This window comes from Cupriavidus sp. (assembly GCF_057315035.1).
Map to the genome: position 1 here is coordinate 105,925 of NZ_DBHKYV010000020.1, position 26,288 is coordinate 132,212.

Annotated in this window: 25 protein-coding genes and 3 pseudogenes; 7 read left to right on the forward strand and 21 right to left on the reverse strand. The window is 60.0% G+C overall.

The window, feature by feature from the left end; genetic code table 11:
* Positions 1-813 precede the first annotated feature (813 nt).
* The 10 genes from ACO550_RS22630 to ACO550_RS22675 all read right to left on the reverse strand — a co-directional run bounded on the left by ACO550_RS22630 (position 814) and on the right by ACO550_RS22675 (position 8,729).
* Positions 814-1,728 carry a dioxygenase family protein gene (locus ACO550_RS22630; protein WP_315594135.1) on the reverse strand — a complete coding sequence of 305 codons (915 nt, stop codon included), beginning with the start codon at positions 1,726-1,728 and terminating at the stop codon, positions 814-816.
* A 57-nt stretch (positions 1,729-1,785) separates the two neighbouring features.
* Positions 1,786-2,925: a porin gene (locus ACO550_RS22635; RefSeq protein ID WP_315594134.1), complete on the reverse strand. Its 1,140-nt coding sequence runs from the start codon at positions 2,923-2,925 to the stop codon at positions 1,786-1,788.
* A 75-nt stretch (positions 2,926-3,000) separates the two neighbouring features.
* The gene (locus ACO550_RS22640) at positions 3,001-4,044 is read right to left on the reverse strand and encodes an asparaginase (protein ID WP_315594133.1); all 1,044 of its coding nucleotides are present in this window, start codon (positions 4,042-4,044) and stop codon (positions 3,001-3,003) included.
* Complete coding sequence (locus ACO550_RS22645) at positions 4,041-4,415, reverse strand: non-heme iron oxygenase ferredoxin subunit (protein WP_315594132.1); 375 nt, start codon at positions 4,413-4,415, stop codon at positions 4,041-4,043. The genes ACO550_RS22640 and ACO550_RS22645 overlap by 4 nt, the downstream gene beginning before the upstream one ends.
* A gap of 21 nt (positions 4,416-4,436) precedes the next feature.
* The gene (locus ACO550_RS22650; RefSeq protein WP_315594131.1) at positions 4,437-5,003 is read right to left on the reverse strand and encodes a nuclear transport factor 2 family protein; all 567 of its coding nucleotides are present in this window, start codon (positions 5,001-5,003) and stop codon (positions 4,437-4,439) included.
* Complete coding sequence (locus ACO550_RS22655) at positions 5,000-6,235, reverse strand: NAD(P)/FAD-dependent oxidoreductase (RefSeq protein WP_315594130.1); 1,236 nt, start codon at positions 6,233-6,235, stop codon at positions 5,000-5,002. Before ACO550_RS22655 ends, ACO550_RS22650 begins: the two co-directional genes overlap by 4 nt.
* Complete coding sequence (locus ACO550_RS22660) at positions 6,232-6,612, reverse strand: cupin domain-containing protein (protein WP_315594129.1); 381 nt, start codon at positions 6,610-6,612, stop codon at positions 6,232-6,234. The genes ACO550_RS22655 and ACO550_RS22660 overlap by 4 nt, the downstream gene beginning before the upstream one ends.
* Positions 6,609-7,025: a cupin gene (locus tag ACO550_RS22665; RefSeq protein WP_315594128.1), complete on the reverse strand. Its 417-nt coding sequence runs from the start codon at positions 7,023-7,025 to the stop codon at positions 6,609-6,611. Before ACO550_RS22665 ends, ACO550_RS22660 begins: the two co-directional genes overlap by 4 nt.
* Positions 7,026-7,050: 25 nt before the next feature.
* Positions 7,051-7,437: a hypothetical protein gene (locus ACO550_RS22670; RefSeq protein WP_315594127.1), complete on the reverse strand. Its 387-nt coding sequence runs from the start codon at positions 7,435-7,437 to the stop codon at positions 7,051-7,053.
* A gap of 20 nt (positions 7,438-7,457) precedes the next feature.
* Entirely contained in the window at positions 7,458-8,729 is a 1,272-nt protein-coding gene (locus tag ACO550_RS22675) for an aromatic ring-hydroxylating oxygenase subunit alpha (protein ID WP_315594126.1), read from the reverse strand.
* A gap of 236 nt (positions 8,730-8,965) precedes the next feature.
* On the opposite strand from ACO550_RS22675, the gene ACO550_RS22680 reads away from it, so the two are divergent.
* The 4 genes from ACO550_RS22680 (at position 8,966) to ACO550_RS22695 (ending at position 12,791) form a co-directional block, all read left to right on the forward strand.
* A complete protein-coding gene (locus tag ACO550_RS22680) occupies positions 8,966-9,619 on the forward strand; it encodes a TetR/AcrR family transcriptional regulator (RefSeq protein WP_315594234.1) in 654 nt (217 codons plus the stop codon).
* Positions 9,620-10,078: 459 nt separating this feature from the next.
* Positions 10,079-11,398: an aromatic acid/H+ symport family MFS transporter gene (locus tag ACO550_RS22685; protein ID WP_315594125.1), complete on the forward strand. Its 1,320-nt coding sequence runs from the start codon at positions 10,079-10,081 to the stop codon at positions 11,396-11,398.
* 70 nt (positions 11,399-11,468) lie between these two features.
* On the forward strand, positions 11,469-12,200 hold the full coding sequence (locus ACO550_RS22690; protein ID WP_315594124.1) for a maleate cis-trans isomerase family protein: 732 nt from the start codon (positions 11,469-11,471) through the stop codon (positions 12,198-12,200).
* Positions 12,201-12,323: 123 nt separating this feature from the next.
* Entirely contained in the window at positions 12,324-12,791 is a 468-nt protein-coding gene (locus tag ACO550_RS22695) for a hypothetical protein (protein WP_315594123.1), read from the forward strand.
* Between the two features lie 421 nt (positions 12,792-13,212).
* On the opposite strand, the gene ACO550_RS22700 is transcribed toward ACO550_RS22695, so the two are convergent.
* The 9 genes and pseudogenes from ACO550_RS22700 to ACO550_RS22740 form a co-directional block, all read right to left on the reverse strand.
* Complete coding sequence (locus tag ACO550_RS22700) at positions 13,213-13,521, reverse strand: hypothetical protein (protein WP_315594122.1); 309 nt, start codon at positions 13,519-13,521, stop codon at positions 13,213-13,215.
* Positions 13,522-14,294: 773 nt separating this feature from the next.
* Positions 14,295-14,874: pseudogene (locus ACO550_RS22705) on the reverse strand (S26 family signal peptidase).
* A 5-nt stretch (positions 14,875-14,879) separates the two neighbouring features.
* Positions 14,880-15,445 (reverse strand): annotated as a pseudogene (locus tag ACO550_RS22710) (DUF2840 domain-containing protein).
* 235 nt (positions 15,446-15,680) lie between these two features.
* Positions 15,681-16,454: a replication initiator protein A gene (locus ACO550_RS22715; protein WP_315594233.1), complete on the reverse strand. Its 774-nt coding sequence runs from the start codon at positions 16,452-16,454 to the stop codon at positions 15,681-15,683.
* A gap of 83 nt (positions 16,455-16,537) precedes the next feature.
* Entirely contained in the window at positions 16,538-16,831 is a 294-nt protein-coding gene (locus tag ACO550_RS22720; RefSeq protein WP_315594121.1) for a helix-turn-helix domain-containing protein, read from the reverse strand.
* Between the two features lie 121 nt (positions 16,832-16,952).
* Entirely contained in the window at positions 16,953-17,702 is a 750-nt protein-coding gene (locus tag ACO550_RS22725) for a DUF7011 domain-containing protein (protein ID WP_315594120.1), read from the reverse strand.
* Positions 17,703-18,107: 405 nt separating this feature from the next.
* On the reverse strand, positions 18,108-18,566 hold the full coding sequence (locus ACO550_RS22730) for an NUDIX domain-containing protein (RefSeq protein ID WP_315594119.1): 459 nt from the start codon (positions 18,564-18,566) through the stop codon (positions 18,108-18,110).
* A complete protein-coding gene (locus tag ACO550_RS22735; RefSeq protein WP_315594118.1) occupies positions 18,563-19,411 on the reverse strand; it encodes a hypothetical protein in 849 nt (282 codons plus the stop codon). Before ACO550_RS22735 ends, ACO550_RS22730 begins: the two co-directional genes overlap by 4 nt.
* Positions 19,412-19,650: 239 nt before the next feature.
* Positions 19,651-20,001, reverse strand: coding sequence for a DUF2958 domain-containing protein (locus ACO550_RS22740; RefSeq protein WP_485994959.1), 351 nt, complete (start codon positions 19,999-20,001; stop codon positions 19,651-19,653).
* 486 nt (positions 20,002-20,487) lie between these two features.
* Here ACO550_RS22740 and ACO550_RS22745 point away from each other — a divergent pair, with 486 nt between their 5' ends.
* The 3 genes and pseudogenes from ACO550_RS22745 to ACO550_RS22755 all read left to right on the forward strand — a co-directional run bounded on the left by ACO550_RS22745 (position 20,488) and on the right by ACO550_RS22755 (position 23,239).
* Positions 20,488-20,826 carry a helix-turn-helix domain-containing protein gene (locus ACO550_RS22745; RefSeq protein WP_315594116.1) on the forward strand — a complete coding sequence of 113 codons (339 nt, stop codon included), beginning with the start codon at positions 20,488-20,490 and terminating at the stop codon, positions 20,824-20,826.
* A gap of 665 nt (positions 20,827-21,491) precedes the next feature.
* Positions 21,492-21,693, forward strand: a pseudogene (locus ACO550_RS22750) (site-specific integrase); the annotation flags it as partial.
* Positions 21,694-22,153: 460 nt separating this feature from the next.
* Positions 22,154-23,239, forward strand: a complete 1,086-nt coding sequence (locus tag ACO550_RS22755) for an SMEK domain-containing protein (RefSeq protein WP_315594115.1) — start codon at positions 22,154-22,156, stop codon at positions 23,237-23,239.
* Between the two features lie 720 nt (positions 23,240-23,959).
* Here ACO550_RS22755 and ACO550_RS22760 read toward each other — a convergent pair.
* Both ACO550_RS22760 and ACO550_RS22765 read right to left on the reverse strand, forming a co-directional pair.
* The gene (locus ACO550_RS22760; RefSeq protein ID WP_315594114.1) at positions 23,960-24,652 is read right to left on the reverse strand and encodes a hypothetical protein; all 693 of its coding nucleotides are present in this window, start codon (positions 24,650-24,652) and stop codon (positions 23,960-23,962) included.
* A gap of 298 nt (positions 24,653-24,950) precedes the next feature.
* The gene (locus ACO550_RS22765; RefSeq protein ID WP_315594113.1) at positions 24,951-26,213 is read right to left on the reverse strand and encodes a YiiX/YebB-like N1pC/P60 family cysteine hydrolase; all 1,263 of its coding nucleotides are present in this window, start codon (positions 26,211-26,213) and stop codon (positions 24,951-24,953) included.
* Between the last annotated feature and the right edge of the window lie 75 nt (positions 26,214-26,288).

The following is a 26,288-nucleotide window of genomic DNA, read 5'->3' on the forward strand; positions in this document are numbered from 1 at the left end:
TGTGGCTTCCTACAATCTCGCGTGCGGGTACCTTCTCGGGCGACGCGTGATACGCACAAACTACTTTCACTGTCGTGGGATAAAGAGGATGATCGATGCTGGACTATGGCGGAGCTTTGCGTATGGGAGCAGCAATGGGCTCGCAGAGAGCGCTAGACTGGTACGCGGTAACGCCGTGAAAAGCGCGAGCGCCCTATGAAGATCTGACCACCGTTGGCGAAACTGGAGGAACGCGACGTGCGCGGAGGGCAAGTCAGTCGGGCTTAGCGCGTTTGACAGCGCCGCAATGGGGTTGCGGACGACGGCTCTATCAAGCCATTGCCAATGGTCTCAGTACGATGCCTGGGTCGCACTAATCGAGACCCGCCTGAACGCATGAAACAATGTCACGGTGCAGCTCTGACAGTGCCATTTTCGAGTGGAGGCGGTCATGAAAACCGCCTGGATTCGCCAGTCTTGCTGATCTGCTAGCGAATGAGGACGACGCCGTCGCGGCGAGCCGTATCCTCGTCAGACGTCGAGTAGACACACGGCAACCGTTCGCCGCTCCGAACCGGTCACTGTCCGGTACTGGACCCGGGCAAACGATGCACCGGCCGCGGCATGCAATCAGCCGCTGGCGACTCAAGGCAGTGCGACGACGCCTGCCCTGCTCACGAGCCAGCTGCGCTGACCATATGCAATCGCGTTGCGGATTTGATTTCCCAATTTTTTTCCAGAGACCGCCCCGCAAACTGGGGCGACCTGAACCTGGCGAGCCACCACACGTCAAACGGTGTGGCATCGCTCAGCGCGAGCGCTGAGCGGCCGAAGTCAAGCCGCTTTATCGTAGCGACTCATAGGCGCGATCTCATCCTCGCTCAGGGCATCCTGCAAGCGAAAATCAAAGCGAACACGTGTGAACGGCCCTTCTACGCCAAGTGACTCGTAGCCCGTCGCGCTACTTACTGGTTCCAATTCAACGATCAAGCCGTCGCGGGTAGCGAATGCGAAATCGTCGTCCAGGAACGTATCACCTGGGATGTTGATCTGCGTTGTGAGCGCGCGCTTGCCGGCACCTGAGACGAGAAAATGGATGTGAGCCGGACGGTTTCCATGGCGGCCGAGCAGTGCAAACAGTTCCGAGACGGGACTGTTCGGAGGAATGGCATAGCCCGGAGGAAGGAAGCTGCGGAAACGGTAAGCGCCATTTGCGTCCGTCTCGATGCATCGGCGCAGGTTGTAGTCCGGTTGGTCCGGGTCGAAATGGGAATAGTGGCCGAGGTCGTTGCAATGCCAGACGTCGACCAGCGCGTTCGCGACAGGATTTCCCGCTACGTCGAGCACACGGCCTTCCATCACCAGCGGCTGGCCCGTCCCTTCGTTGCCCTCATCGAGCTTCACCTCGCGCCGATGCAGTGGCGCACCGGCGACATAGAGGGGGCCTTCGATTGCGCGCGGCGTGCCCTGCATGCGCTCGGCCGCACGGTCTGCCTCGTCCTCGCGGACATCGAGCAGCCGGTCGAAACCGAGGCCGGCTGTAATGAGGCCAAACATGTCAGCTTGGCCCAACCGGGTGAGCCACTTGACGGCGGCCCAGAATTCGTCTGGGTTCACATCAAATTCGTCGATCGTCTGGAACAGGTCCCCGACAATGCGGGCAGTGATCGCGCGTACGCGTTCGTCAGCGGGTGCCACCTGACGGCTGTTCACCCGTTCAAGCAGTTGATGAATGTCGAGTTCGGACATGGCTGTCTCCTTGTCTGTGTAGTGGGAAATGCGATGGGTCGCTCGCCGACCGCGTGATCAGAATTTGTGCCGGATGCCGGCGACCAGTACGGTTTGCCTGTTGCTCGATGATGGCGCGAACAGGTAAATGTCAGCCTGAGCCGATGCAGCCTTCTGGTAGACGCCATAGAGGTAGACATCGGTGCGCTTGGACAGGAAGTAGTCCAGGCTCAGTTGCCCCATGTGCCATTTGGGATTGCTATTGATGCCGCTATACGAACCGTCCGAGAATACATAGGCCGCACCGAGCACCAGCGACGGCGTGAGGTTGTAGGTAGCGTTGACGTCGTAGTTGGTCAGGCGCAGGCCCGTACCATCCTGGTACTCATATCGGGACTGCGTGACCATGGCGTTCGCGCGCCATGCATTGGCCCCATAGCCTGCGGCAAATCCGGCCACGCGATGGCGGGAAACACCGGCCGCGGGATTTATCGGGCTGACATGGAACAGCACGAACGGCGCGCCGGCATAGTCGTCTGTCACTGCGCCATTTGCGTTGCCGCTGGCGAGCAGGCCCGGACGGTCCAGTTGCATGTACGCGGCCGCGAGACGCAGGGCCGCGCGGTCGTAGGTCGCGCCAAAGCTGAAAGAGCGGTTGTTTGCACCAGCGCTGCTGTCCGACAGCGCATAGGAAGCCTGGGCCCGCAGCCCGCCCCAGTTTGGGCTGACATACTTAATTGCGTTGTTGTGCCGAAAGCTGCCGAAGACGCCGTCGTTGTCGCCAATGTGAGCCGCCATCCCACTTGCCGCGACGGGCGCGGACATCACGTCCAGCGTGTCATAGATTGCGTCGTACTGGCGGCCCAGGGTCAGCGTCCCCAGCGTATCGCTACCCAGTCCCACATAGGCCTGGCGTCCAAACATCCGCCCGCCCTGCTGGAACTTGCCGTCATCGATGGCAAAGCCATTCTCGAGCGCGAAGACGGCGCGCGTGCCACCACCGAGGTCCTCCGTGCCGCGCAAGCCCCATCGGCTGTTCTGCATCGTGCCCGAGACAAGCTTGGTCGCACCATGACCGCCTTCGTTGCTGACATAGGCAATACCCGTAGACAGCACGCCATACAGGGTGACTGAACTCTGAGCGTGGACACCAGCCGTTTGCAGGATGGTCGCAAATGCGCCGAGCGTGGCCATACCTGCCTTGGACATCGACTTCATTTCTTTCTCCTCATGATGCTGCCGTGGTTCTCGTGGGGATTGCGTAGGGCCGGCGCGTTGCCGGTCCCTGAGGGATCAGCTCTCCAGCAACCAGTGCTGTAGCAGCACGGGGTCGCGCGTCTGCGTCAGCGCGAGCATCAGCAGGATGCGTAGCTTCTGCGGCAATAGATCGCCCCCGGCCAGCACGCCAGCGGCGCGCAGGAATGCTTGCGACGGCACCATGCCGCGCGCGGCACGCGTCGACTGGACCACGGTCGTGCCGGCGAGCACGGCATCGGCCAGGCCCTGCGCTTCTGCGTTTGCTGGCCGCCCGGGTGGCAAGCCAGCGCTGATGATGCCCGCGCAGCCTGCAACCACTAGTGCGTCAATCGCGGTGCGATCGGCGCCGGCATATGACATGACGATGTCCACGCGCGGCAGCGCGTCAAGATTCGTCAGATCCGGAATCGGGAAAGCCCGACGCCGCGCTGGCAGGCGCCGCATGCTCACCGCGCCGTTGGCCTCGACGCGGCCAAGTGGACCGAATTGCGGGGCCTCGAAGGCATTGAGATCGAAGCTGGCTGCTTTGGTGACATCCCGCGCGGCGAAGATGTGTCCGTCCATCACGACCAGGACACCGGCGCCGCGCGCCGCATCGGACTGCGCCACCGCGAGCGCCGCCCGCAAGTTGGCCGGCACATCGCTGCCCGCCGTGTTCGCGGGACGCTGGGCGCCAGTGATCACAACAGGCTGGTCAAGCGCGAGGGCCAGGTCGAGGAACCATGCCGTTTCTTCCAGCGTGGCGGTGCCATGGGTCACCACGAAGCCAGCCAGGCCCGGATCGTGCCGCGCGGTTTCCGCGATCAGTCGGGCCAGCGCAAGCCAGTCGGTCGGCGTGATGCCTGTGCTGCCCAGGGCCCGAAACGGCACAGGCACCAGCTCTACCCCATCAGCCACTTCGCCGAGATCGCCAAGGTCCTCGATCAACTTTCCAATGGGATGGACTACACCGCTTTCGCTGTACTCGATCCAGTCGAACCGATGCCGGGCATGCATCGCGAACGTACCGCCGGTGCCGATCACTGCAACGCGTGGCCGCACGGCGTCGTGCCCGGCAAGGGTGGAGGCCGCGTGAGTCATGTCATCTCCGGCGTTGCGACATAGACCACACCGGCGTCCACTTTCACGGCATGGCAACGGGCATCGCGGGTCAGCGGCGCGCACATGGCTCGCCCATTGCGCACATCGAAGAGGCCGGCGTGTAGCGGGCACTCGATGCCATGTCCATCCATTTCGCCGTCCGACAGCCGCGCGTTGCCGTGCGTGCAGATGTCATCGAGCGCATAGACTTCCTCATCGACCTTGAAAAGCCCGATGCGATGGCCGCCGACGTCCAGTCCATGGCAATCGCTGGCGGCGAACAGCGCGCCGAGTTCTCCAGCGCGATGCCAGTGAATAACGTCTTCGCGCGCCACTGGCTCGCGGACCGGATGTGCTTCCTCGGTAATCATGGTGCCTCCTCTATCTTGAATCTAAGCGCCTGCCACAGCGTGCCTTGCACGCTCTGCCAGCTTGTCGTCCAGCGCCGCCAGGGTTGCCGCGAGCGGCATCGGGCCTTGGCCCAGCGATGTCATATGAATCTGGGTAAAGCGCATTCGACAGCACCGCCATTCGCCATCGACCTCGCGTCGGTAGTCTTCGTGCGTGGTAGCGCCCAGCAGGACGGCATCGCGATTGTCTTCGCGCAGTGCCAGCTGCCACAGTTGCCAAACCCCCTGTGCCTGATTGCCGTCGACATCAAGTTGTGGGCTGCCGTAGTAGTGCAAGGCGAAGCACCAGGGCGAGCGCTGGAACCAGTCGTGCAGTTGCACGCGGCCAACCAGTGAATCGCCGAATCCCCGGCCACCTTCCCAGATCGCATCTTCTGTGAAGCACAGCGTCTGCTGCCATGCCACCTCGCGCAGGGCGTCGTCAGACACGCGTGTGTGGTCGGGCCGGTACTTGGCGTCGGCCAGCGCGGCGTAGCGCGCTTTCAGGGTGCGGATCGCCTCGGCGGCCTCCAACCGTGCCAGCCGCTGTTCGATGCCGGGCGCGTTCAAAATTCCAGCGCCTTGAGGGGGATTGCTGGGTCGGCGAGACGGTCCAGTTCAACCCGCGCGCCGTGGCGCACCAGCGCTTCCAGGTGCTTGCGCTCGCGCCCGTTGTCGATGAGGACACCACATACGATCTGCCCGCCGCGCAACAGCAGCATGGTTGCGGGATCTCCAGAGGCGCCATGACGCACGACAAGTTCGTCGGCATCGCCCGGATGGCCAACCACCTGAATGTTGTGCCCGAGCTGGTCGGTCCACATCCACGGTACTTCGACATAGGGCTCGGTACGCCCAAGAAGAAATCCGGCAACGGCCTGCGCCTGGTTCTCGGCGTTGCGCCAGGTTTCCTGGCGCATCGGACGTTCATATAGCGCGCTGTACGTCAGTGCCACGTCTCCCGCCGCAAAACACCACGGCACGACAGGACTGCGGCAATCGGCGCCCACCGGAACGCCGTAGTCGTTGGCGATACCGGTCCCGGCAAGGAAGTCAACACCGCTATCGATGCCTACCGCTGCCAGCACCACGTCGGCAGGCAAACACCAAGTTTGCTCGTTGCGAGCAGCCTTGACGCACAGGGCCGTGCCGTCGCGTTCGATGCAACTGACCTGCACCCCGGTCTCGATGCGCGTGCCGTTTGCCGTGTGCAGGCCATGCAGCCATTCCGAGCCCGCCCCCGGCAGGCAGCGCGCGAGGATACGCTCGCCCGCCTCCAGCACCGTCACTTCGGCCCCGAGCGCCCGCGCGCTCGCAGCGACTTCCATGCCAATCACGCCCGCACCGACGATCACCACGCGCCGGCCCGGGACAAGCGCCTCACGCAATGCAAGGCTATCGTCGATGGTGCGCAAGGTGAGGACGCCGGGTAGATCGGCGCCGGGAACATTGAGCGTGCGGGCGCGACCACCGGTGGCGACGACTAGTTCATCAAAGCGAATCTGGACGCCGTCGTCCAGCGTCAACATCCGCGCGTGCACATCTATCGCGTTCGCTCGTCCCCGCACATGCTCGACGGCGCTTTCATCTGTCCAGAACGCGGCGGGACCGAGCGTGAGCTCTGCCGCAGTACGCTCGCCCTTGAGCAGTTCTTTCGACAGCGCCGGGCGCTCATAGGGAGTGTGTACTTCCTCTCCAACGAGCGTTAGCCGCTGGTCATAGCCCTGCGCTCGCAGCTGCTGCGCGACGCGGCCACCCGCATGACCGGCGCCGACAATGACAATGTGCCGGGAAGTGTTCATGCCGCGTCTCCGGCTTGCGTTTGCAGCGAGGTCCGGTTGATGACGCGATACAGGCGCCCACCTTCGGTGTCACAGGTCCACCGGCGCGGTTCCGCACTGGGAATGATGATCCCCTCTCCCTTTGACAGTCGATACGTCTCTCCAGCGGCTTCAATCGTGAATGTGCCTTCCAGCACGGCGGCCACTTCCTCGCCTGCTTCGCCTGGCGCAGCACCCAGCGTTTGCCCTTGGCTCAACACGTGGACGGCGATGTCAAAAGCGTTGCCGCTGGTGGCGTGGCGCGCTGGCTCGGTGGAGCTCGACTGACCGGCGGCCACACGGCGACAAAGCGGCCCGCAGGAGCGATCGTCGACAGCGGTATATTCCGACGCGCTCATGCTTGCTCTCCCCGTTCAGCCAGTGGGTAGTAGGGCACCGTATCCTCCGCGCCGTACTCCTTGCGGGCCGGTGTTACGACGTTCAGCCGCATGCTGACGCCAGCGGGCGCAAAGCGATTGCTGCCGTAGTGCATCAGGCCGGCGGGGATCAGCAGTGCGTCGCCCTGCTCCATGAACGACTCTCGGTCGCCGGCCTCACCCAGCCCTTCGAAGACGGAGCACGCGCCGGAGAACTGCAGCGACGCTTCCTCACCATGCTGGTGGGACTTCGCCGGCAGGTCTTTGCCTGCGGCTTCGACGAACTTGACGACGGCAACGCTGACCGTTTCGCCAAACATGTGTTTCATGTACAAGCCATCGGCGACCACTTCCTTCAGGTTGTTGTCGATGGCAAACACGCGGCATTTCGGCATGATGGACTCCTCTATAGCCGGGCAGTCAAAGCGACGGCGACAGTTTGAAGGCCTCGTCGGCTACAAAGCGGCGAGGATCGTAGCCATCGATTACCGCCTGCTGGCGATAGAACTCGATGGCCGGCGCTACCTCGGCGAGCGACAGCAGCAGGTTCATTAGCAACTGCGCCTCAGCCGGCATCGCACCCAACTCGAAGGTGTCCAGGTATGCCGTCATCGCATCGAGTTCCCCGAGCACGGTGTTTGCGAATGCGCGAATCTCGTCCATCGAGGCGCGGTGGCGCTGGATATTGCGCGCAGTTTCTGTTGGCAGGCTCCAGTGCGCGATGGCGTTCAGGTGCGCAAAGCGCTCGGGCAGGGCCGGCGTGCGTTGCGTTTGCAAGCCGCCGATATTGATGATTTTTTCTTCCATGATTTCGCTCTCGCTGTGTCCTATTGAGCCGCACCGATCAGGCGGTCGACCACATGCGCGCCATGACGAACCAGGATCTCGCTGTCCTGCAGGATCATGTGCGTCTTGGCGCCGGTTTCGGCCGCAGCCTGTGTGCGTTCAAGCGTGCTCATGTCCTCAAGCAGTACGTCGCGCAGCGCGACCTTCATGTACTCGAGGAAGAAGCGGCCGCCGGCCGTCGTCATCTCGGGGTAGTACACGCGGCCTTCGAATAGCATTTTGTTATGCGCAATCGGGCGGAACGTGTAGGCCTGGTAGTAGTTGGGCCGCAGTGAGACGTAGAAGTCCGGGAAGATGACGTTGATGTCGAACAACCAATTCTTGCTTTGCGTCCAATTGACGCCCTTCGGCAGGGCTTCGAGTGGGAACTCGTGTTTTGCGCTGCCCATGCCGGCGCGCAATGCCGCCGCGGCGATTGGGCGGGATGCTGCGGACTCTGCCAGGGCCTCGGCCGCAGCGGCGCCTCCACTTGTCACAGCTTTCGGGTTGCCGTAGACCGATTTCTGGTTGCCCGCCAACGACAATCGTCGATGGACATCGCCGCAAACGACGTCGAGTGGTCGCATACTGCCGCCGTCGCTCTTATCGATTGCGTCTGCGATCGAGTTGCCATGCACGTAGGCTACGTGATAGGCCTCCTGAAACGCGTCGAGGGCAAGCTTCCAGTTGCAATTGACGACACTGGTCCACTGGAAAGCGCAAGTCAGCTTATCGAATGGGTAACCCTCCACATCGCCATAGACCGGCCCCATGAACTCCGCCAGGGTCTGCGCCGGCTGCGCTTGCATGTTGACGAAGATGAATCCTTGCCAGACGTCGCACGTGACGGGTGAGAGGCCATAGTCTTCACGCTGCATGTCAAAAAAGCAGCCCTCCTCCGGCACGCCGGTCAGGTGGCCGTCGAGGTCATAAGCCCAGCCGTGGAACTTGCAGAAAAACTTGCGCGTGTTGCCACACTTTTCGTACACGACCTGGTTCAGACGGTGCGCGCAGACGTTATGCATGGCACGGATCTCGCCCTTCCTGTTGCGCACCACGATGATCTCGGTGTCGCAGACAGCGAGTTCCTTCACGAAGTAGTCGCCCGGATTAGGGACTTCTTCCACGCGGCCAACCTGCAGCCAGGTCTTCTTGAAGATCTCGGCCTTCTCACGCTCGTAGTACTCGGGCGAGATGTAGGGCTCGACCGGCACCGGCCCTTTGCCAAGTTCGGGATAGCGGTCTGTGAAGAACGTTGTCTGCTCGGATGTCATTGCACATCTCCTCCAGGATGGGGATATCGACGAAATAGCTCGCCGCCTCAATAATGAATGACATTCTATTTTCAGACCGGAAAAAGTCAAGAAGCGCGTGAATACCGAGTCTGCTCGGTGATTTCGGCATCCCCCGTGCCCCGTCTTGTTACAATACCGAACCACGTTGGGGCATTGAATGCACCACGGACATCAGTTTGGAAGACGGCCAGGAGCAGGCCGGAAGGAAAAGGGTCATGCCACAAGTCAAGAAGACAGGGATGCGAGAGGCGATTCTCGCGGCCGCGTTCGATCTGTTCTGCCGCAAGGGCTACACGGCGACAACGATGTCGGAGATCGCGCGCGCGGCCGGCATGACGGTGGCCAACCTGTACGTGTACTTCGATTCGAAACTGCTGATCTTCTATGAGATTTACACGCCCTGGCTGCTTGCCCGTGTAGACAGCCTGCGCGAGTCGGTGCAGAAATTCCCGACCCCCCGTACACGGCTGCGGCGCATTATTGTCGGCCTGTGGGGCGACATTCCCGCTGCCGACCACTCCTTTGCCAATGCGATGATCGAGGCGCTATCCAGCGCCCCGATGGACACCCCAAAGCCGAACAACCTGCTGGAGCAGTGTGAGACTGCGATCACCGACCTAATCCTCGAGAGCCTGCCGCCTGAACGCACCTACCTGGCATCGAACCGCTTGCTGTCGCACATCCTGTGGATGGCCTACGATGGCTTTGCCATCAACAGCCGCATCGGGGATACGCGCGACCTGGAGGCCATCGCGACGCTGATGACGGACATGATGCTGGGACCAGAGGAAACGGCTGAACCCGCATCGCGGCCCAAGAGTCGCACCCCGCGCTCACGCAAGGAATCGGCCGCGATCCCGGCTTCCTGACCGCCCCAAAGGGGCCGTCCCGGCCCTTTCGAATACCAAACGACACTCGCTGGACGGTGCACCCTGCATCGGACAGCGCAGCCAAGCGCATTGCCGACCGGCACCTGGCCTCCCCCCCTGCTCGGCGCGGCACTAGCCTTCCTCTCTACTGGCCGAATACGCCGACATGGGGGGATGCAATTCCCCGAAATAATTGATCGCTTCTGCAGCTAGCGGCCACATAGTGCTTCGGCCGGGCATTACTCTTGCGGTGCCATGCTTGCGGAGCCAGCCCCCGCTGCAGCCCGGATGCCACGTCCTTCGTGCCAAGCGCGATGGCTTCGATAGGCTAGGGTATATCCCAATGCCAGCCGCATATAAACGAATCATATTATTTATTCAACTGCCGCCATGAAGCCCCGCGGTATGCCTCCCGGCAGCCAACACCCACTAAAGCCGCCCCCCCCTGGAGCCTTCGTCATGCATGTTGCTGGTACTTCCGAAGTTGCCCGGTCCGTGCCCCAGCGGACCACCTATCTCGTTTTGTGCCTTTGCTGGAGTGCCATCCTTGCGGAGGGTTACGACATCGGCGTGATGGGAACCATTGTCCCGGCACTGATCAGCGATCCCCAGTGGAGGCTGACGCCGCTTGAACTCGGCCAGTTGAGCAGTGCCGCACTGGTAGGCACCTTGTTCGGCGCCTATTTCATCAGCCCTCTGAGTGACCTAGCCGGCCGTAAGAAGCTTCTGATTGCTTGCGTGGCACTGTTTTCGCTGTCGATGCTAGCCGCTGTGTGGGCCCCGTCCCCGGCCATCTTTGCCCTTGTGCGCGCCATCGGTGGACTCGGCTTGGGTGGTGTCATCTCGGTGGCGGCAGCGCTTACGGTGGAATACTCACCGCCCTGGCGCCGCAATCTAAACTTCGCGCTGATGTATTCGGGCTATCCGATCGGCGCGGTGATCTCGGCGCTGGCCGGCATGGCATACATGGAGCAGTACGGATGGCGCGCGGTCGTGGCCATCGGTGCGTTGCCGCTGCTTTTCATTCCGGCGCTGATGCTTTGGCTGCCTGAGTCGCTGGACTTCCTCGTCGCCAAAGGCCGGCATCGACAGGCTCGGGCGCTCGCCGAGCGTCTCGGTATGGACGCCCCCGCTGCGCCAGCTCTCCACGATACGCCGCGCACTTCGCTGAAAGACGTATTCAACGAGGTCTTCTCGCGCAAGAACCTGTTTGGGACAATCTGTCTGTGGGCCGCACAGTTCATGGCAATCACGCTCGTCTACGGTCTGGGCACGTGGCTGCCGCAGATCATGCGCAAGAGTGGCTACGATCTTGGCTCAAGCCTGTCCTTCTTTGCGGTCTTCAACATGGCAGCGGCCGTCGGTGGCGTGATGATCGGCCGGATTGCCGATTACTTCGGACCGCGCAAGACAATCGCCGTTAGCTTCCTCGCCGGCGCAGTGTCTATCTTCGCTCTCTCGCAGAAAAACGGCCTGCTGGTCAACTATGTGCTGGTCGCGCTTGCCGGCTTCGGCAGCATCGCCACGGCGCTCGTGCTACTTGGCTACATCGCGAACTACTATGCGCCGCATGCCCGCGCTTCCGCGACCGGTTGGGCGGTAGGCGTGGGCCGCTTCGGCGCCATGACAGGGCCGGTGCTAGGCGGATTCATTGCCGGCATGAACGCGAATCCGGTGTGGAACTTTGTTTTGTTTTCGGTCGCGGCGGTGCTGGCGGCACTGGCGGTGTACATCACGCCGACTCCTGAGCATGTAAAGCGCGCCCGAGGTGCAGACTAGCTTTCGGAGACTATCCGGTGTCGCTCGTGCAGGACATTAAGTCGATCGACTCTATTTACAGGATGGCAGCATGAGCCTTGGTTTTGGCTATCTGGCGCGCATCGGACACCTTTACCCATCGGGCGGCCTATGTGACTTCGAAATCCAACGGATGGCGCCGGAAGGCGTGCAGTTCTTGACCACTCGCATGCCATTCTCACGCACCTCTCTGGAGAGCGACAAAGCTGTCGTCGCAGATGTCGAATCCCACGCCGCGCTGCTCGCCACCGCCGGCGTGGGACTGATTGCCATGAACTGCACAGCAGCGAGCATGGCAGTGGGCTCGCAGGTCATAAACCGGCGCATCTTCGATGCGACGGGCATCCGCTCGGTTACTACCACCGACGCCATCCTCGCTGCCTTGCGCGCAGTCAGGGCACGCCGTATCGCGCTGATAACCCCTTATCCCCGCGAGGTCGTCGAGATGGAAATCGCGTTTCTGGCGTGCCGCGGTGTGAAGGTCGTCAGCGAAGTTGCAGCTCCCTGTTCCACGCCCATCGAGCAGGGTTCACTTCCTGCCTCGCATTGGGCAGAGTTGGCGCAACAACTCAATACCGACAATGCCGATGCCGTATTAGTCAGTTGCGCTGGCATACAAGTGAGCAGTGTCATTGAAGACATCGAGCGCACTGGCAGGCCGGTGGTAACTAGCAACCAGGCGCTCCTCTGGCACTGCTTGCGCACGCTCGGCCTGCCGGACCGTGTCCCCCGATTCGGGGGACTGCTGGCGGGCAATTTCGACGAAGGAGCAACGCTCGATTAGCGCGGCGACGCCAGTCTGCGCGGTTGCCGCCCCGGCTTTTCCTGCATTGTCAGAGCTGTCTTGCTTCCTCGCTCCAGTCCCCTATGCTGTACGAGCCGCCGGCCACCGCCAAGGGAGGGTGCAATGACGTGGAAAGCCGGACGACCCAAAAGACGCCTGCCATATATTTCCCGTTATTCCATCATCGCGTCCGTTGCTACTGCAACTGGTGTCACTCAGTACCTCACCCCTGACAATCACGGCTATATTCACGCGCACGTGGATGTCTGGGTGCGCGACGAAAATGGTCAAACGGTACAAGTTATTCCCGAGAAACGTTTCAAGCTCTATGCCGACTCGGATGCCAGCGGCTTGCTCGATCTTCGTGAGGAGCTACTGACTGTGGGCGGCAGCAATCACTTCAGCCCGGATTTCAGACATAGCATCTATCTGCACCGATTTACCTTTCGGCATAGACCATACGCATCGCCAAGTCCGCCCGGACTGAAGGCGATTCAATACGTTCTGATGGTGGAACCTCCGCTCTGGAGTCCCAAATCGTCAGTCGCGGCCGGCTGTGCAATCATCTCAGTGCCTGTTTATATGTTTTAGCGAGCGAGGCAGGGACTACTTGGCGAATGCCAAGACGCGGTGACGGCCCGCTCCGCCCAGCGACGGCCGCGGCCTGGCCGACCGTTTTCGGCTCGACAAGCGCCACTCGGCAGCACAAAGCCGCATCAAAGACGACAGCGCTCCCCGCACAAGATTCGCCGCAACCACCAGCAGTCTGCGGCTCGCCGTTACTCCCGAAATTCAGCGCTTGGTTAGCGTCGGCTGATCGGTCGCAGGCGAGCGGGGGCGGTCAGTGCGTTTTTGGCTTTATGGCGAGTAGCGCAATTCCCGGGCGCGTTTGCGGGATCTGGCACAGATGTGCCGGCGTAGCCGAGCGACTCTTGCCTGACGCTTCACACGCATGACATGGTATCGACCATCATCGTTGCGCGGCGGCACCTGCCTGGCTTCGCATTTCGCTTCAAGCAAGACTTGAGTTTGGGTTGACTTCAGTTGAGGGGGGCGCAAGCGGCCTGTCGTAAATCACCGGAAGGTCGTATCGGCACGTTTGAACCAACGTGGCTCTCAGGCTGCGCAGAAGATGCCGGGCGAAGGTGCGAAGGTCGTCCAGTTGCTCCGCATCTTCTGGCGAGACGATCAGGCGGAACTGGTGCCGGTCGCCCTGGATGCGCGTCCGGAACACATCAAGATCGACCGCGTCGGTTTCCGGCCCATAGGCCTGCCCTGCGCCGCCCCGGCGATCGACACCTTCCCGCTCGATATAGCGCAAGTGCACTGCGGTCGAACGCGCCCCCGCACGCGCCAGGTTCGCCAATCGGACCTTGATGGCGACGTGCCGCGCATTTTGGGCGGCACGGAACGCCCGGCAAAGCGCGCCGCAACATGTCCGCGCCCGAGCCGGGCACCTGGGCCTCTGCCGCCTTTTCCAGCGACCGCGCCCATTCTGCCGCCAGCTTTTCCGGTCTGCCGCAACACCTTGGTGAGGAACCTGTCGCCTTGCTGCTTTGGCGCGCCTGGCTGGATGCGAAAGCGTTCAGCCTGCTCCGGATCATTACGATTTGTCATGGGTTGCCCTTAACCACGTCTGGCGCATTCAGCGGTATTCAGGCGCACGCAGCACGCAGCTTTACCGCGACCGACGGGGCGTCGCGCTGGTTCGCGGCACGCCATCGCTGCCAGAGCCGTGCCGCGCCCTTCCCCCGTGCAGACTCGCGTGCCGCGCCCCGGCGTGCCGCGACCTTTTATCTTGCCCTCCGCCCTTCCCTTCTCCGTTGCCCTCCTCTTGCCCTCCTCTTGCCCTGCACGGTGAGACCGGACAAGGACAGCCTGGCGGTGCTGCGCCGCACGCCACCGCCCCGCCAGCGAACAAATCCTTGGCCTTTGCCCAGGCGCGTTCGCTGCAGGACGCCTGCACGACGCCTTGACAGTCAGATCGTTGTGCAATGTGCAGCGCGAAGGCGCGCACCGTGCCCGCGCATCGCCGCCACGCCCGGCGGTGGATCGCGCGTGACGGCGTGATCCCGCTCCGCGAAATGGTAGCCATCATGATGGCGCGTCCAGCCAGACGGGATGCGCGACGCCCAGCAAGTCGGAGGCGCGCACCGCGCCGAAGTAGCGGCTATCAAACGATGCCGGGGCGATCAGGCTCAACAGGAACAACTCCCCCGTTTCGAGACGGCGGCACGGCTGCCAGAAGGTTAGCGGCCGGTCCAACCGGTCTGCAGGCAGGACGGCGGCGGCCGGCACGCCGTCAATGCGCACGATGCCGCCGTCAATACACACCGCCTGCGGCGCGACCGCGCCCACCCGCTTGAGCAGCGGCACGCGCATCGGCAAGTAGTCGCGGTGCGCGGCAAGCGCGGCCATCTCCGTCGGTAGCGGAACCAGCACAATGCTGTCCATGACCACGGGAGGTGGCAGCCCTTTGACGCCGCGCTGGAGGGGATCGACGCGGTACCAGCCAGCCGCCACGCTGGCGCGTTGGGTTGTAGGTCGGGCGCGGGAGCGGTGGCAGAAAACTGGCCCAGGCCAGTGCAGCGAGTCCGCCAGCCGACAGGCCTGCCAGCGCGATGCGTGTGCGCCAACGCTTGCGAGAGTCTTGCCGCGCGCTCGCAGTGAACATGGCCGTCACACTAGCGGCCTGCGGGCCAACCAGGCGGCATGCCGGACTGCAGTATAGGCAGGCAGCGGCTTGCAGGCCGCTAGCCGCTTACCGAGCGTGCGCCAGTACACCGGCGAAGCGTGGTCGGTGCGATGCCTTGCGCTTCGATGGCGTCGATCTGCGTCAGCACGGCGCGCACAGAGGGTTCGCCATCCACATGCAGCAGTAACGCAGCGCCAGGCTGCACTCCGGCGATGCGTTGCCCCTCGACCCGCGAGGCGCAAGCCTGCATCACCATCAACTGCCAGTGCACCCTGCCAGAGGCATTGGCCTGCCAGCGAATGCGGCAGAACACTGCGCCCCGCTCGAACAGCGCAACACGCAGCCAACGGTCACGCTGCACGATGCGCGCCGGCTCACCGAAGCGTAGATAGAGGCGAATACGCCGTTCGATGTGCGCGAGCGAAACGCAGGGCATCGACGCCATGTCGTTGTCGCCAGGCTGGCTGGCGATAGCCGAGAGGAATGGCGGAGAAGATGACGGAAAACATGGCGACGGCATTGCCACGGCCGTGTTGGGTTGCGGGATCATTGAGCGTTCTCCTGCGGCCAGGGCAAACCGTGCCGTCTTGCGTTCACCCACCGAAGCGGCGCACGCCTGTTATTAGTTAGAGAATCTAAGTTAGTTAAGTTAACGGGGGCCAAGACCCGCGCCGCGATTGGCTTTCCGGTCGATTTGCGCTCCTGATAGCACGAGGCAGGCGCGCCTGATAGCACGAGTCCAAACGCGCCTGATAGCACGAGTCTGTCCACCGCTTTTCCCACACTTATCCCCGGGCCGCGGGAGGCACGGGCCGGAATATCAGCCGCTCCGCGCGGGTGTCCGACAGACGCGCGATGTCCAGCACATAACCGGGCAACGACTGCCGCGCGGCTACCGCGCGCAGGTCCAGCGCAAAGTCCCGGTACTTTGCGGTGCTGCCTGACTTGCGGTGCAGATGGCGGAAGTCGAAATGCCAGCCCTCCCGCTGTCTGCCCGCATGTTTGCGCACCAGTCGGTATAGCCAGCGTTCGATGCCACCGGTGAGCCGGAAGTAAGCCGGATCGATGGTGAGCACCAGCGAGGCATCGAGCACGCCCGCGTAGAACCAGTCGGCCAGGATCATCTCGATGCCCAGTGGCGTGCCGCGGGCGTCCGCCAGCTCCTTCCACTCGTTGATCCACGAGAATCGATGCAAACGGCGACCAGACGTCTCGCGGATGGACGTGGCCACCGTCGTGCTCTGCAGTCGATCGAGCGCGGCCTTCAGGCGCTGATAGTCGCGTGAGGACACCCCGCGCCCGATGAAACGCAGGATCTCGTAAGGCGTGGCGTGCATCAGGCGCGATACACGCAGCCCCGCGTCGCGCGCTTCGATAATCTGGCTGGCCGCCCAGATCAGAATATCTGCGTCCCAGATCGTGGCAATCCCGTGCTCCTGCGTGCCTTCCACGCGGATAGTGACAGTCCCGCTGCGATAGTCGATGGGTGCGGTACGCCTTGACTTCGCCAGCGAGAAGAATGGGTTCGCCATCAGTTCCTGGACATCGCGCGGCACCATGTCGCCCGGTAGTGAACGGAACAGTTCGAGCTGCGGCCGTTCCTGCGATGGCTCGGGGAAGACGGCCCGCGATCTGGCCCGGATCAACGCGCACGACTGTCGGCCGCGAGACGCTCGGCATATTCCGGATCGGAGGTGGCCTCGAAACTGCGCTGGTCTGCCCACGCGTCGAGATCGGCCACCGCGTACATGACTCGCCGGCCAAACTTGCGAAATCGTGGTCCCCCACCAAGGACTCGCTGCTTCTCGAGCGTACGCGGTGACAATCGCAGGTATTCAGCGGCTTCGTCGTTGGTCAGATACCGTTGCGGCTGGGCCTCGTTGGCAGCCTGCAGCATGGGGGGTGCGGCAGCAGGCCGCAAGGAATGGGATCGCATCGGGTAAGTCTCCATCGTTCGGGATGGTCCCACCGCAGCGTGCGGCCGGACAGAGACAGTCTCGGGAAAGCGACGCCAGCCGCAGAGGGTCGCTTTGCCGTGACGGAAACTGAGCCCGTCCTTATGCCACCATGCCGCGATAGCCGCCACGCATCAGCTTTTGCCCCCGGCGCACGAGGCGACGCACACGCGAGCGCAGGCCGCTGTCGGCATGCCAGCCGGCGGCGACCACATCGACACCGAACAGTCCTTCGGCGACTTGGCGCAATGAGGCGCCCGCCAGGATCGCATCGAGCGCCTGCAAGGTATGCAGTTCCAGCAATGCGGTGGGAGTGGGCCGTGGACGGGCTACCGCGGAAGATGCCGCTGCGCGGGTCACCGTCACCTTGCTCTGTTCGGCCGCGGCCACCCGGTAGCGCGTGTTAGACATGGCAGAAGCACGAACGGCATGGCAATACGCCATGCCGTCCTCCAGATCCGGAGCCAGCGCCATCCTCACGCAGTTGCCGGGCCAGCGAGCGACAAGCACCAGGCGTTTGCCATCGTGAATCAACTGCTTGTCACCGGGGATGCTCCAGATACTGAAAGTGTGAGCGTCAGGCGGCGGGTCAGCGTCTGCGTATAGCTGCATCACAGCATCGTGGTCTGGAAACCAGATGGGGTGCGCATCGCGCCCGTCCAATGCGGGGTCTTCCAGCAGGCGCAGGCCCCAGCGGCGCGCCGCTTCGGCACTATCGCGTGAGCGCAACCAGTCCTGCTGATAGTCCGGATGGCGTCGCAGGTACTCCCAGGCCAGCGCAGCGCTGTCCTGGTGCAACAGGTAGAGATATGCCGCCGTGGGAAAACGGTGTGCGGAGCTTCGAGTTGCCATGACACTTCCTCGTTAGACGAATTCGTTGCCACCTCGCGCCTTAAGGACTGAACCTAAACACTGACGCATATCGCTCCACCCGCCCCTGCGACGTGGAGATTGGCAACTGCATGGCACTTTGGGGTAACGCCCCAAACCGATCCCGTTGATTTGGGTCACGGCGGCACGGGATCAGTACAACAATGTTGATCCAGACCGCCGACGTCTCGATTCAGACCCAAAAAGACATCGTCTGTGCTGGGCGGCGGCAGCGATACGGCATACGGCGCCGAGAAACCAGGCATCAGTCATGGCTAAGCCGCGCAATCGTGGGGCGCGCGCTTCCGGGCGGACTGGACGAGGGAGAGACAAAGGAGAATGGCTACCAGAGCGTCCCTGACGCGTTCGCAGGACGGCAGGTTACGCTCACTGCTGCTCATCTCCGGGCAAGCACCTCACCTGTTGAGTGGCGTCTGATTGCTTCTTGCGATAAGCGTCGCGTATCGCTTTCTTGTAGCCGTCGGGGAGTGGGATCTCGTCCAATTGATGAATTGGAAAGAGTCCCAACTCCTTATGCTCGTGGCTAATCTTCGGAGAAACATCCGCGCTGATGTGGCATTCGTAGGTCAATATCACCACCTCAACGCCATGAATTGGGTATACCCACGCATCGAGAAGACAGCCGACTCGGACAGGTACACTCAGTTCCTCGTATATTTCACGGGCAAGGCACTCCAGAATATCTTCGCCCGGTTCCAGTTTCCCACCAGGCAACTCCCATTCGTCCCGCTCGTTTTTCAGCAGGATGACCTGCGCGCCGACAAGCATTACGCCTTTGACGGAGATCGGGAATCTTTTCGCGTTTGCGTCACTTGGAATGTTCATTGAATTTCAAACTTTACGATGGTGGCGTCGTCCCTGGCCTTCACGCGAGGCCAACGGGTCTCGTTACTATTCAGCGCTTCGGCGTCCCGGGTATTGCTGACCAACCGCTCCAGGCCTGACACACTAAACGCTTCCTCAAAGAACTCCTCCCTCCTCATCAGGCCATAGGTATCAACGATCCTGTAGAGTCCATCCGTCACGAGAAGACCGCGGACCTCAGTGCTGAACCTTATTGCCATCTGCTGCAGTCCGGACAATCCGTGCCCTCTGGGCTCGAGGATCCAATAGCCGCCAGGGGTATTCATCCTCGCGCGATTCTCGCGAATCAAAGGCACCAGCGCCTCCCAAACCGCGCTCCGGTCGGAGACTGTCTGCCTGAGCGCCAGATAGCTGGATAACAACGCGGCATCAAGCTGGCGGACAGCAGAGTCCCCGAACGACGTGATCGCCCCTTTATCGGCCTGCAGCAGAATCGTGCAGTCGCCCAGGTTTGCCACTTGCAGACACTTCCCTGTCAGTTGGACTGCCGCGAAGCTCGCTGACGGCACATCGCAGTCCTCCTCGAGGTAGCCCTGTATGGCTTCGTCCTGCCTGACCGATTGCAGCGAGCTATCGAGCGCTTGCGCAACATCCTGCCCAAGTCCCATACCCCGATGAAACGCGGATGACAGCGTTGCAACAAAGTGAGCGGCATCGGAAATGCGCTGACCATTGGCATCGAGCAAGGTGCGGCGCGACAGGCTGGTAGCGCCGTCCAGGATCCATGCCGCATTGCTGACGCCGCCGCCGATATCCTCGTTGCAGCTTCCCGCTGCAGATGTGTATGTTTCGCTACTGAACAGCAATGCCTGCCTCCTTAAGGGTGTCTTCGTTGCCGGTGGACAGCAAAAGCCTGTATGCCGACCGGGTACCAACGAAATGTGTACGGCCATGCAGCCATCTCAGGTTGTCGATGAGGTAGCCCTGACCCGCGCGCAGGCGTAGACACGGCGGCACGGGATCGGCACAAGGACGTTGATCCAGACCGCCGACGTCTAGATTGAGACCAAAAAGAACAGAATAGCCAGCGTAGCCATCCTGTCATTCAATCGGGAATCGATCCGTCGAGTTGCGCCAATCGTACGTATTCCGACAGGGGTCGCGTGGCGCGAAAGTACAGGTCGCGCAGAACGGGGCGTTTTCGCGGCCCGACAATTGCAGCCAGATCGGACAGCTTGATCGTCCCCAGTTCGGGCATGCCGATGCCGAGGTCGACCAGACCCCATGCCGTATCGCCATCATTCGGGTCGAGCGTGGCCAGCAACCACGTCGCGTGTGCGTCTGGCGTGAACAGCCTTACTACGGGTTCCGCATCACCCTCATGGCCGACTGCGTATGCCCGGGCGTTCGCGAGCAACTGCGCGCGCTGTTCCATCGTGATGAGTCGTTGAGTCATGGAAGTTACCTCCTGATAAGTTCAATCCACATCCAAATGAGTCGGTGCGGTAGTGAACGAGCACTGACTGCGCGACGTTGCCCACACCGTTGATGATGGCGACAACATCGATCACAACTACGTGGAGCCCTTGTATGGATCGCACACTAGCTTTCGTCTGCAATGCCCCAAACATTCGATATTGGACTACCCCTCCGCGTTGATGAGGAACTGGATCATGGTCACTTTCTCCTGGCACGGTTCGCTTCATGTCGAAACAGGCCAATACAGTTTGTCGCGCTCGTAGCGCGGGCACGTTCAGTGTCAAACGCGCATAACGAAATCCGTGGGGTGGTTTAGGTTGCTGTCGGCACCCCATAAAGCCTTGAACCCGCCGCATATAGGGGGACCAGCAAAGCGCAAACGAAAGAACAACTTGGTGATGCTCGTTTTTTATTCTACGAATTTCGTAGAGATGCGACAAGGGATTTCTACGATATTCGCAGCATGCGAACGAAAGAACCGGTCACCCTGTTTGGTCGTCGCCTGCGGCAAGCACGGCGGAGGGCTGACGTTCCTCAAGATCGCCTCGGCGTTCAGATTGGAATCGATGAGCACGCGGCCAGCGCCCGCATCAGTCGGTACGAGACCGGCGTCCACGAACCGGCGTTCGAGATTGCTGTGCGGCTCGCGAAAACTCTTCGGTTGCCGGCTGCATACTTCTATTGCGAAGACGACGACCTTGCTGAGCTGGTGCTTACGTGGGGGTGTCTTTCGAAAGCGGACCGCAATGACGTCAAAGCGCTGGCGGAAAGCAGACTGGAAGGGAAACGTCGAATCGGCTGAATTTGTGCTTGCTTACGCGGAGCCACCTCAATAAGTGGAATTGAAACAGGCTTACGCGGAATTCCCAGCGCCTCGTGGAGCGGATCACCGGCCGGGCTGCGTGAATGCCTTGGCCTCGCCCTAACAGCCCTCGCCCGCGATGTAATGAGCAATGGCCTTGAATACGACCTCCAGCAGTGTGAGGCGCGCAGTCATGTCGGTTCGTGCTCCGCGACCGCTCGGTACCGGGCCTCGAAGCTTCGGTGGGGTAACAGGAACGCCTGACAGCCTCCCTTCAATCATGGCAAACCAGCTTCAAGCCTGGGCAATTGTAGTTTCACGAAAGTGAAATTTCTCCGAACCTGCCCTGGCACTAGCCATCTCGCGGGGCTTCTGACAAAAGTCAGTGTCCGGACCGAGTGATGATCGTCAACATGATAGAGACGCCGACGACGCGACCGGCACGCCGTTGATCGCTTCGACGACAGGAAGGTCGGTAATCTCCTGGCAAGAGAAGGCGCAGACTTGGTTTCCCTTCACCCGAAAGGAGACCATGTTGGAAACCACCCTACTCCACCCGACGTGCCGGATTCCATGGAACAAAGGGATGGCTGACGGGCTAGAGGCCTCCGCTCAAGTCGAACGAAGTATGGGCAATACGAACCCGGCTCCAACTCACGTCAAACGTTTACCAGTGGGTCGCCTCCATCGGTCTGGACGACTCAGCCTACGGAACGTAATCGATCCGGCGTACCAAGGCCTCGCTGTTCAATCAAACCTGCGTGCAGTTCAACCGATTCTTGCCATACCAAGCTTGAAAGCACTGTGCGCTATCTTTATATCGAAATGGACGACGCCCTTGAAATGGCAGAGCAGACCGAACTGTAGTTAAGGGAGCCGGCCGGCGGTCGCTTGCCGGCCATGAAGCGTCGTTCGGTCGCTCCTTTACTAGGACGTTCGGACGCACGGTGTACACCCCAAATCCGCCGCTCAATGGCGACTACCTGCTTCGCCTTATGTCTCAGGCAACTCGCTGCATCCTTTGGCCCGTATCGTAGTGGTTTCCTGTGTTCTCTAAGGTTCGGCCACTAGCGGACCTTGGAGATCTTTGCGGGAAGCAGCCGTTAGGAATAAAAACCTCACAGAGACAAGCAATCATTGAGTAGGCACAATGCCGCCCTCATGCAACAGTGCCGAGTATGATTGCCATATATTGCGGTAAATTTTTTACAGAAGCTGCCGAAATGTACCTTTGAGCCAAGCGTCCAGGCTGCCGCAGCGTCGTGGAAGCGGCAGCAGTCTGACCTAGAGAGGCCGGATTTTCATCCAATAATCAGGGAAGCATGCAATGTTTGCAACGGCAGAGGCATTTCAAGAAATTATTGTGAGGCTGTCAGTTCTTCGCTATGTAATTACGTCGAACACAAGGCGAGGAAAGTATGACATTGCAACCGATGCTGAGGACTTCTTTGCTGGCTTCCTCAATCGATTGCAGGGCTGGGAATTAGTGAACCTCAACGTGACAGAGTATAAAAACTATCCGGCCATCGATCTTGGCGACAAAAATCGAAGGATTGCGATTCAAGTCACAGCAGAAAATACGATTGACAAAATCAGAGCAACCATAGAATCGTTCTACTCACATGATCTTCGAGACAAATACGACTTTCTCATTATTTTAATTTTGTCTCGAAAGTTGCAACATAACAGCGATATCCAAATACTGAAGAGGAGCTTGCATTCCCTAACTGTGTGGGACTTGGACGATTTGCTTGCTATTGTTGAACGTAACTTGAGGCTAGACGAAATTGACGACAGACAACGCAACCTCATTGAAAGCCTAGAAGATTTTACTCGCCGTCAGCTTCCGTCAATCGTTCGGGCACTTTCATACGACGATACGAGGAAGGCTGACGGCTTGCTCCGGAATCTTGAGGTTATCATTGGACACCCCCCTTCTTCAGCAAAAACCTTTCTGAACTCGTTCCTCAATGGACAGAATTGCGATGAATATCCGCTAGCTCTTGTGGAAATCACAAATCTCTACAGCCAACTTAAGGATCGTAGCTACATAGGAAATCGCCAAATCTTGGCTCATGCCATTCAGTACTCAATCACGTCTGATGAATTCAAATGGCGATTCCCGCAGTATGGAGGTCAATATATCTCTGACCAAATGTTGATATTTTATCCTGAAAATATTGCGCAATCGATGAGCTTTCATATGGGAGAGCAGTATCGGAGGCAAGTTCATGGATTGCAAGTCTTGGGCTGGAGTTGTCCTCTTGAGGATTGGCCCAATTTCCTGAGTGTAGAGTTGTACATTCGATCCCTCGATTCCAACTTCTTCTTCCTACTAAAGCAATTCCTGAAGAACGATGTGGAAAAGCTTCGCTCAGTGCTTGTCGATCTGGATTTCCGCCATCTGGACTGAGCTTCGAGTACAACCGCATGTTGAACGTCCGCTTTGGGCTCGACGAAAGTCAGCTCTGGGTCGGTTGCTTCCCGGAGGCGCCGTGGCTGGCTCTGACCGAAGTAGGTCGAACAGCGGTCCGCTGGCAACCTTACGAACAGGGCCGGCGCCGGCCATGAGCGGCCGTTAGTGCTACCGCGAAGCCCGCAGAACGGTAGCCTCAAAATCCTAGAGCAAGTGGGCTGTTTTCGACTCATTTCTTCTCCCGATAGGCAAGAAGCGAATCATCAAGCAATGACTGCATGTGCCGCCTACTCGCGTTGACATCGTTAGTCCTGTCCTCTGGCGCACCAGAGTGTTTCATTCATCGTCTTTCCAAGATGACCAAAACCTGGCAGAACTGAGTGACAGATCACGTTCCGGCAATACTGCAGCAAGCGAAGAAAAGTCGGCTTCAGCTTTCTCAACGCATGCAATAAGAGTCAAAACGAGAATTAGATGCAAACAGCTTTCCTGTTTAGATAGAGAAATAGTTGTTGCTCCATGTGCAATCATATTTCTCAAACCAGTGAGTTGATCAAATTCTTTGATAATCGACGTGTAGATCGAGTGTTTTGCTAGATCGATGTTGGGAAAAGTCGTGGCGACGAGATCTCTCAGTTTTTCAGACAGTCGCTTCTCATCTGACTCGGACTGGATTTTGTAGTTGATGAAAGACTCTATCGCACAATAATACATAAATTACGCGATTTTGTAGTCCTTCCTAAGCATCATTGCAAGACCTTCTGCGAGGATTCCAAGATGCGTATAGTTTTCCACGGCCGACGCACTTAGTCCCAAAACATCGCATACCACGTAGACGCTCCAATCATCTGGCTGAATACCGGAGTAGCCGGCCTTGTACCCACCTACAAAGGTGATCGTCTTCGCCGTGTTATCTATAACTGGTTGTTCTATGCCGTGCAACTCAAAGTCATTAATGCGATCGACGGAAAAGTCGATGCCTCCATTTTTAGCAATGACCTCGGAAAGAATTTCCTCACCATCGCCAATATCGCCATCGATTTCCAATTCCTCCCGAAGCTCTTCCAGTTCGCCATCGCCAATGATCGTTTCCTCGCTCTTATCAATGTTGATGACAAACTCCAAATTATAAGGAAAAGGGTGAGAATCAGAAAAGAAATAGGTTTCACTTTTGTGGCGGTCATAATATGAGATATTATAGTTGGGGGAATTGTCAATCTTAAAAGCGAGTCTTTGCTCAGAAAGCATGCCGATCGCGGAAAGAATCCTCAACTCGATTCCGGGAAGATTGCTGAATTTTTTGTAGTTCATTGTCGAAGCAAAATTTCCAGTTCCTGTAGTAAGGCCACGCCGACCGATAAATAGCCGGGGTTGGGGGCGGACATAGGTCCGGCGACGCACGAAATACATATCGTACCTTCTCGGCATGGATTGAGACTGAATCGCCCACTGTGAGCGGGCCCATCGACTATTGGGCAGAGTTCCCAATGGCCCCTTTAGAGTCATTCAGAGACGCTGGCGTCGCCAAGCCTTTGCGCAGATAGACCGACGCCGAGACCGGGCCAGGAGCAGACAATCGCACTCAACCACAGAGCGTCGGCTCGGCGAGCAATTTCAGCCATACGGCACCCGTCGAAGTCGCACGAGCTGAGCGGGGCACAGCATCAGCCTGCCAATGTAGCCGGTGGCTGCCGAAGGAATGCGCGGGCTAGAAAAGCTTCATTGGTTCGTCGGCGGAACGGATGTGTAAACAGTCGTCGCAGAGCCGAAGCGTCCCTGGTCCAGCCGCCGGCATATTCACCAACGCGTAGTCACGGGTCGGATCATCTGCACAGATACTGCAGACATCCAGACTTCCCGCTTGCCCAATGGCCACTTCAGTCATCGCGGCCTGCGTGGGATCCCATTCGCGCAGCGAAGCAAACCACTCAGGTGTGTGCGGACGGAGCAGCCGAGGAGGCGCGGGCTCAAGTAGTCCCTTGCGCTCAAGCCATGCAGTTGCCGCCTTAATGCGGCGAGCATGAAACCCCGCTAGAAGGTCGTACAGTTCTACCTGCAGGGCGAAGTATTGGCGAGGGTGCAACTTGTTCACGGTCACGTAGCCCGCGCGGTTCAGGACAAACCGGTTCTGGCACAACTTCTCGTCTGCCAGCAGCTCTTCGCAGTACCTCTTCTTGCGTTGCGCCGAGCCATCGTGCCCTTCCATCAAGGCGACGTGGTACTGCCAGGAATTTCTTTCGAATTCATCTCGCCACAATTCCAGGTACCTGGAAGATCGCAGGGCTTGCACAAGGTGGGCGTCTGCCTCGGGATGCTCCACCAAGTAGGCATCGATGTCGTTGAGCGACTCGATCTCAGAGGACAGCTTGCGGGCCTCCTGAAGTAGGGCGTTGGTTGAGTCCCGCATGGCCTGAACGTTGTCATTATTCTCACGCCAGTCAGCCTCTTCTTCTGGACTGAGATTCCTAAGCACATCAGGCACCTCAACAAGCGCCTCGCTCTTCAGCAACTCTCCAAGGTGGCAGAAGTCGGCATCCGATGCTAGGTTCGCGCCAGCATTGCGATAGGCCTGCGCTACCAAGCGCGAGCAGAACTGCCTCCGGCCGGCTACGAGACCAGCCAACACACTCTTGGCAGCCCCGGGCACGGAGTATCGAGTACCAACCGCAGCTCTGGCGAAGGAGATGACGGAGTGCAATTGGTCAGTCGTGAGTGGCTTCACCGGTCGAAGCACATGACCAGCGCAGCCTGGCTCAAGTATGATCCGCTCAAGGTTGCGCGCGTGAACGCCGTCGCCCGTGGAATCGATCACACTCGACTTACCTACACAAATCATGGCATGAGAGATGTCTGCGCCGATGACCTTACGGATCGCCCGGCTCATCAGTTCGGGCGTGGTCGTCAGGACAACATCGCCGGGCTGGATGAGGCCGGCGACGAACACTCTAGGCCGTAGTTCCGATTCATTCATCTCACAACTCATATGGTCATCGCTCCGTTGGGGGTGCTTGAGCGTCGGCGCCTTCGACGACGAACTCGTATCCCG

Coding starts and splice junctions, on each gene's coding strand:
- ACO550_RS22630 (WP_315594135.1), bottom strand. CDS start 1,728: ATGTCCGAACTCGACATTCATCAACTGCTTGAACGGGTGAACAGCCGT.
- ACO550_RS22635 (WP_315594134.1), bottom strand. CDS start 2,925: ATGAAGTCGATGTCCAAGGCAGGTATGGCCACGCTCGGCGCATTTGCG.
- ACO550_RS22640 (WP_315594133.1), bottom strand. CDS start 4,044: ATGACTCACGCGGCCTCCACCCTTGCCGGGCACGACGCCGTGCGGCCA.
- ACO550_RS22645 (WP_315594132.1), bottom strand. CDS start 4,415: ATGATTACCGAGGAAGCACATCCGGTCCGCGAGCCAGTGGCGCGCGAA.
- ACO550_RS22655 (WP_315594130.1), bottom strand. CDS start 6,235: ATGAACACTTCCCGGCACATTGTCATTGTCGGCGCCGGTCATGCGGGT.
- ACO550_RS22660 (WP_315594129.1), bottom strand. CDS start 6,612: ATGAGCGCGTCGGAATATACCGCTGTCGACGATCGCTCCTGCGGGCCG.
- ACO550_RS22665 (WP_315594128.1), bottom strand. CDS start 7,025: ATGCCGAAATGCCGCGTGTTTGCCATCGACAACAACCTGAAGGAAGTG.
- ACO550_RS22670 (WP_315594127.1), bottom strand. CDS start 7,437: ATGGAAGAAAAAATCATCAATATCGGCGGCTTGCAAACGCAACGCACG.
- ACO550_RS22675 (WP_315594126.1), bottom strand. CDS start 8,729: ATGACATCCGAGCAGACAACGTTCTTCACAGACCGCTATCCCGAACTT.
- ACO550_RS22680 (WP_315594234.1), top strand. CDS start 8,966: ATGCCACAAGTCAAGAAGACAGGGATGCGAGAGGCGATTCTCGCGGCC.
- ACO550_RS22685 (WP_315594125.1), top strand. CDS start 10,079: ATGCATGTTGCTGGTACTTCCGAAGTTGCCCGGTCCGTGCCCCAGCGG.
- ACO550_RS22690 (WP_315594124.1), top strand. CDS start 11,469: ATGAGCCTTGGTTTTGGCTATCTGGCGCGCATCGGACACCTTTACCCA.
- ACO550_RS22695 (WP_315594123.1), top strand. CDS start 12,324: ATGACGTGGAAAGCCGGACGACCCAAAAGACGCCTGCCATATATTTCC.
- ACO550_RS22715 (WP_315594233.1), bottom strand. CDS start 16,454: ATGGTGCCGCGCGATGTCCAGGAACTGATGGCGAACCCATTCTTCTCG.
- ACO550_RS22720 (WP_315594121.1), bottom strand. CDS start 16,831: ATGCGATCCCATTCCTTGCGGCCTGCTGCCGCACCCCCCATGCTGCAG.
- ACO550_RS22725 (WP_315594120.1), bottom strand. CDS start 17,702: ATGGCAACTCGAAGCTCCGCACACCGTTTTCCCACGGCGGCATATCTC.
- ACO550_RS22730 (WP_315594119.1), bottom strand. CDS start 18,566: ATGAACATTCCAAGTGACGCAAACGCGAAAAGATTCCCGATCTCCGTC.
- ACO550_RS22740 (WP_485994959.1), bottom strand. CDS start 20,001: ATGACTCAACGACTCATCACGATGGAACAGCGCGCGCAGTTGCTCGCG.
- ACO550_RS22745 (WP_315594116.1), top strand. CDS start 20,488: ATGCGAACGAAAGAACCGGTCACCCTGTTTGGTCGTCGCCTGCGGCAA.
- ACO550_RS22755 (WP_315594115.1), top strand. CDS start 22,154: ATGTTTGCAACGGCAGAGGCATTTCAAGAAATTATTGTGAGGCTGTCA.
- ACO550_RS22760 (WP_315594114.1), bottom strand. CDS start 24,652: ATGTATTTCGTGCGTCGCCGGACCTATGTCCGCCCCCAACCCCGGCTA.
- ACO550_RS22765 (WP_315594113.1), bottom strand. CDS start 26,213: ATGAATGAATCGGAACTACGGCCTAGAGTGTTCGTCGCCGGCCTCATC.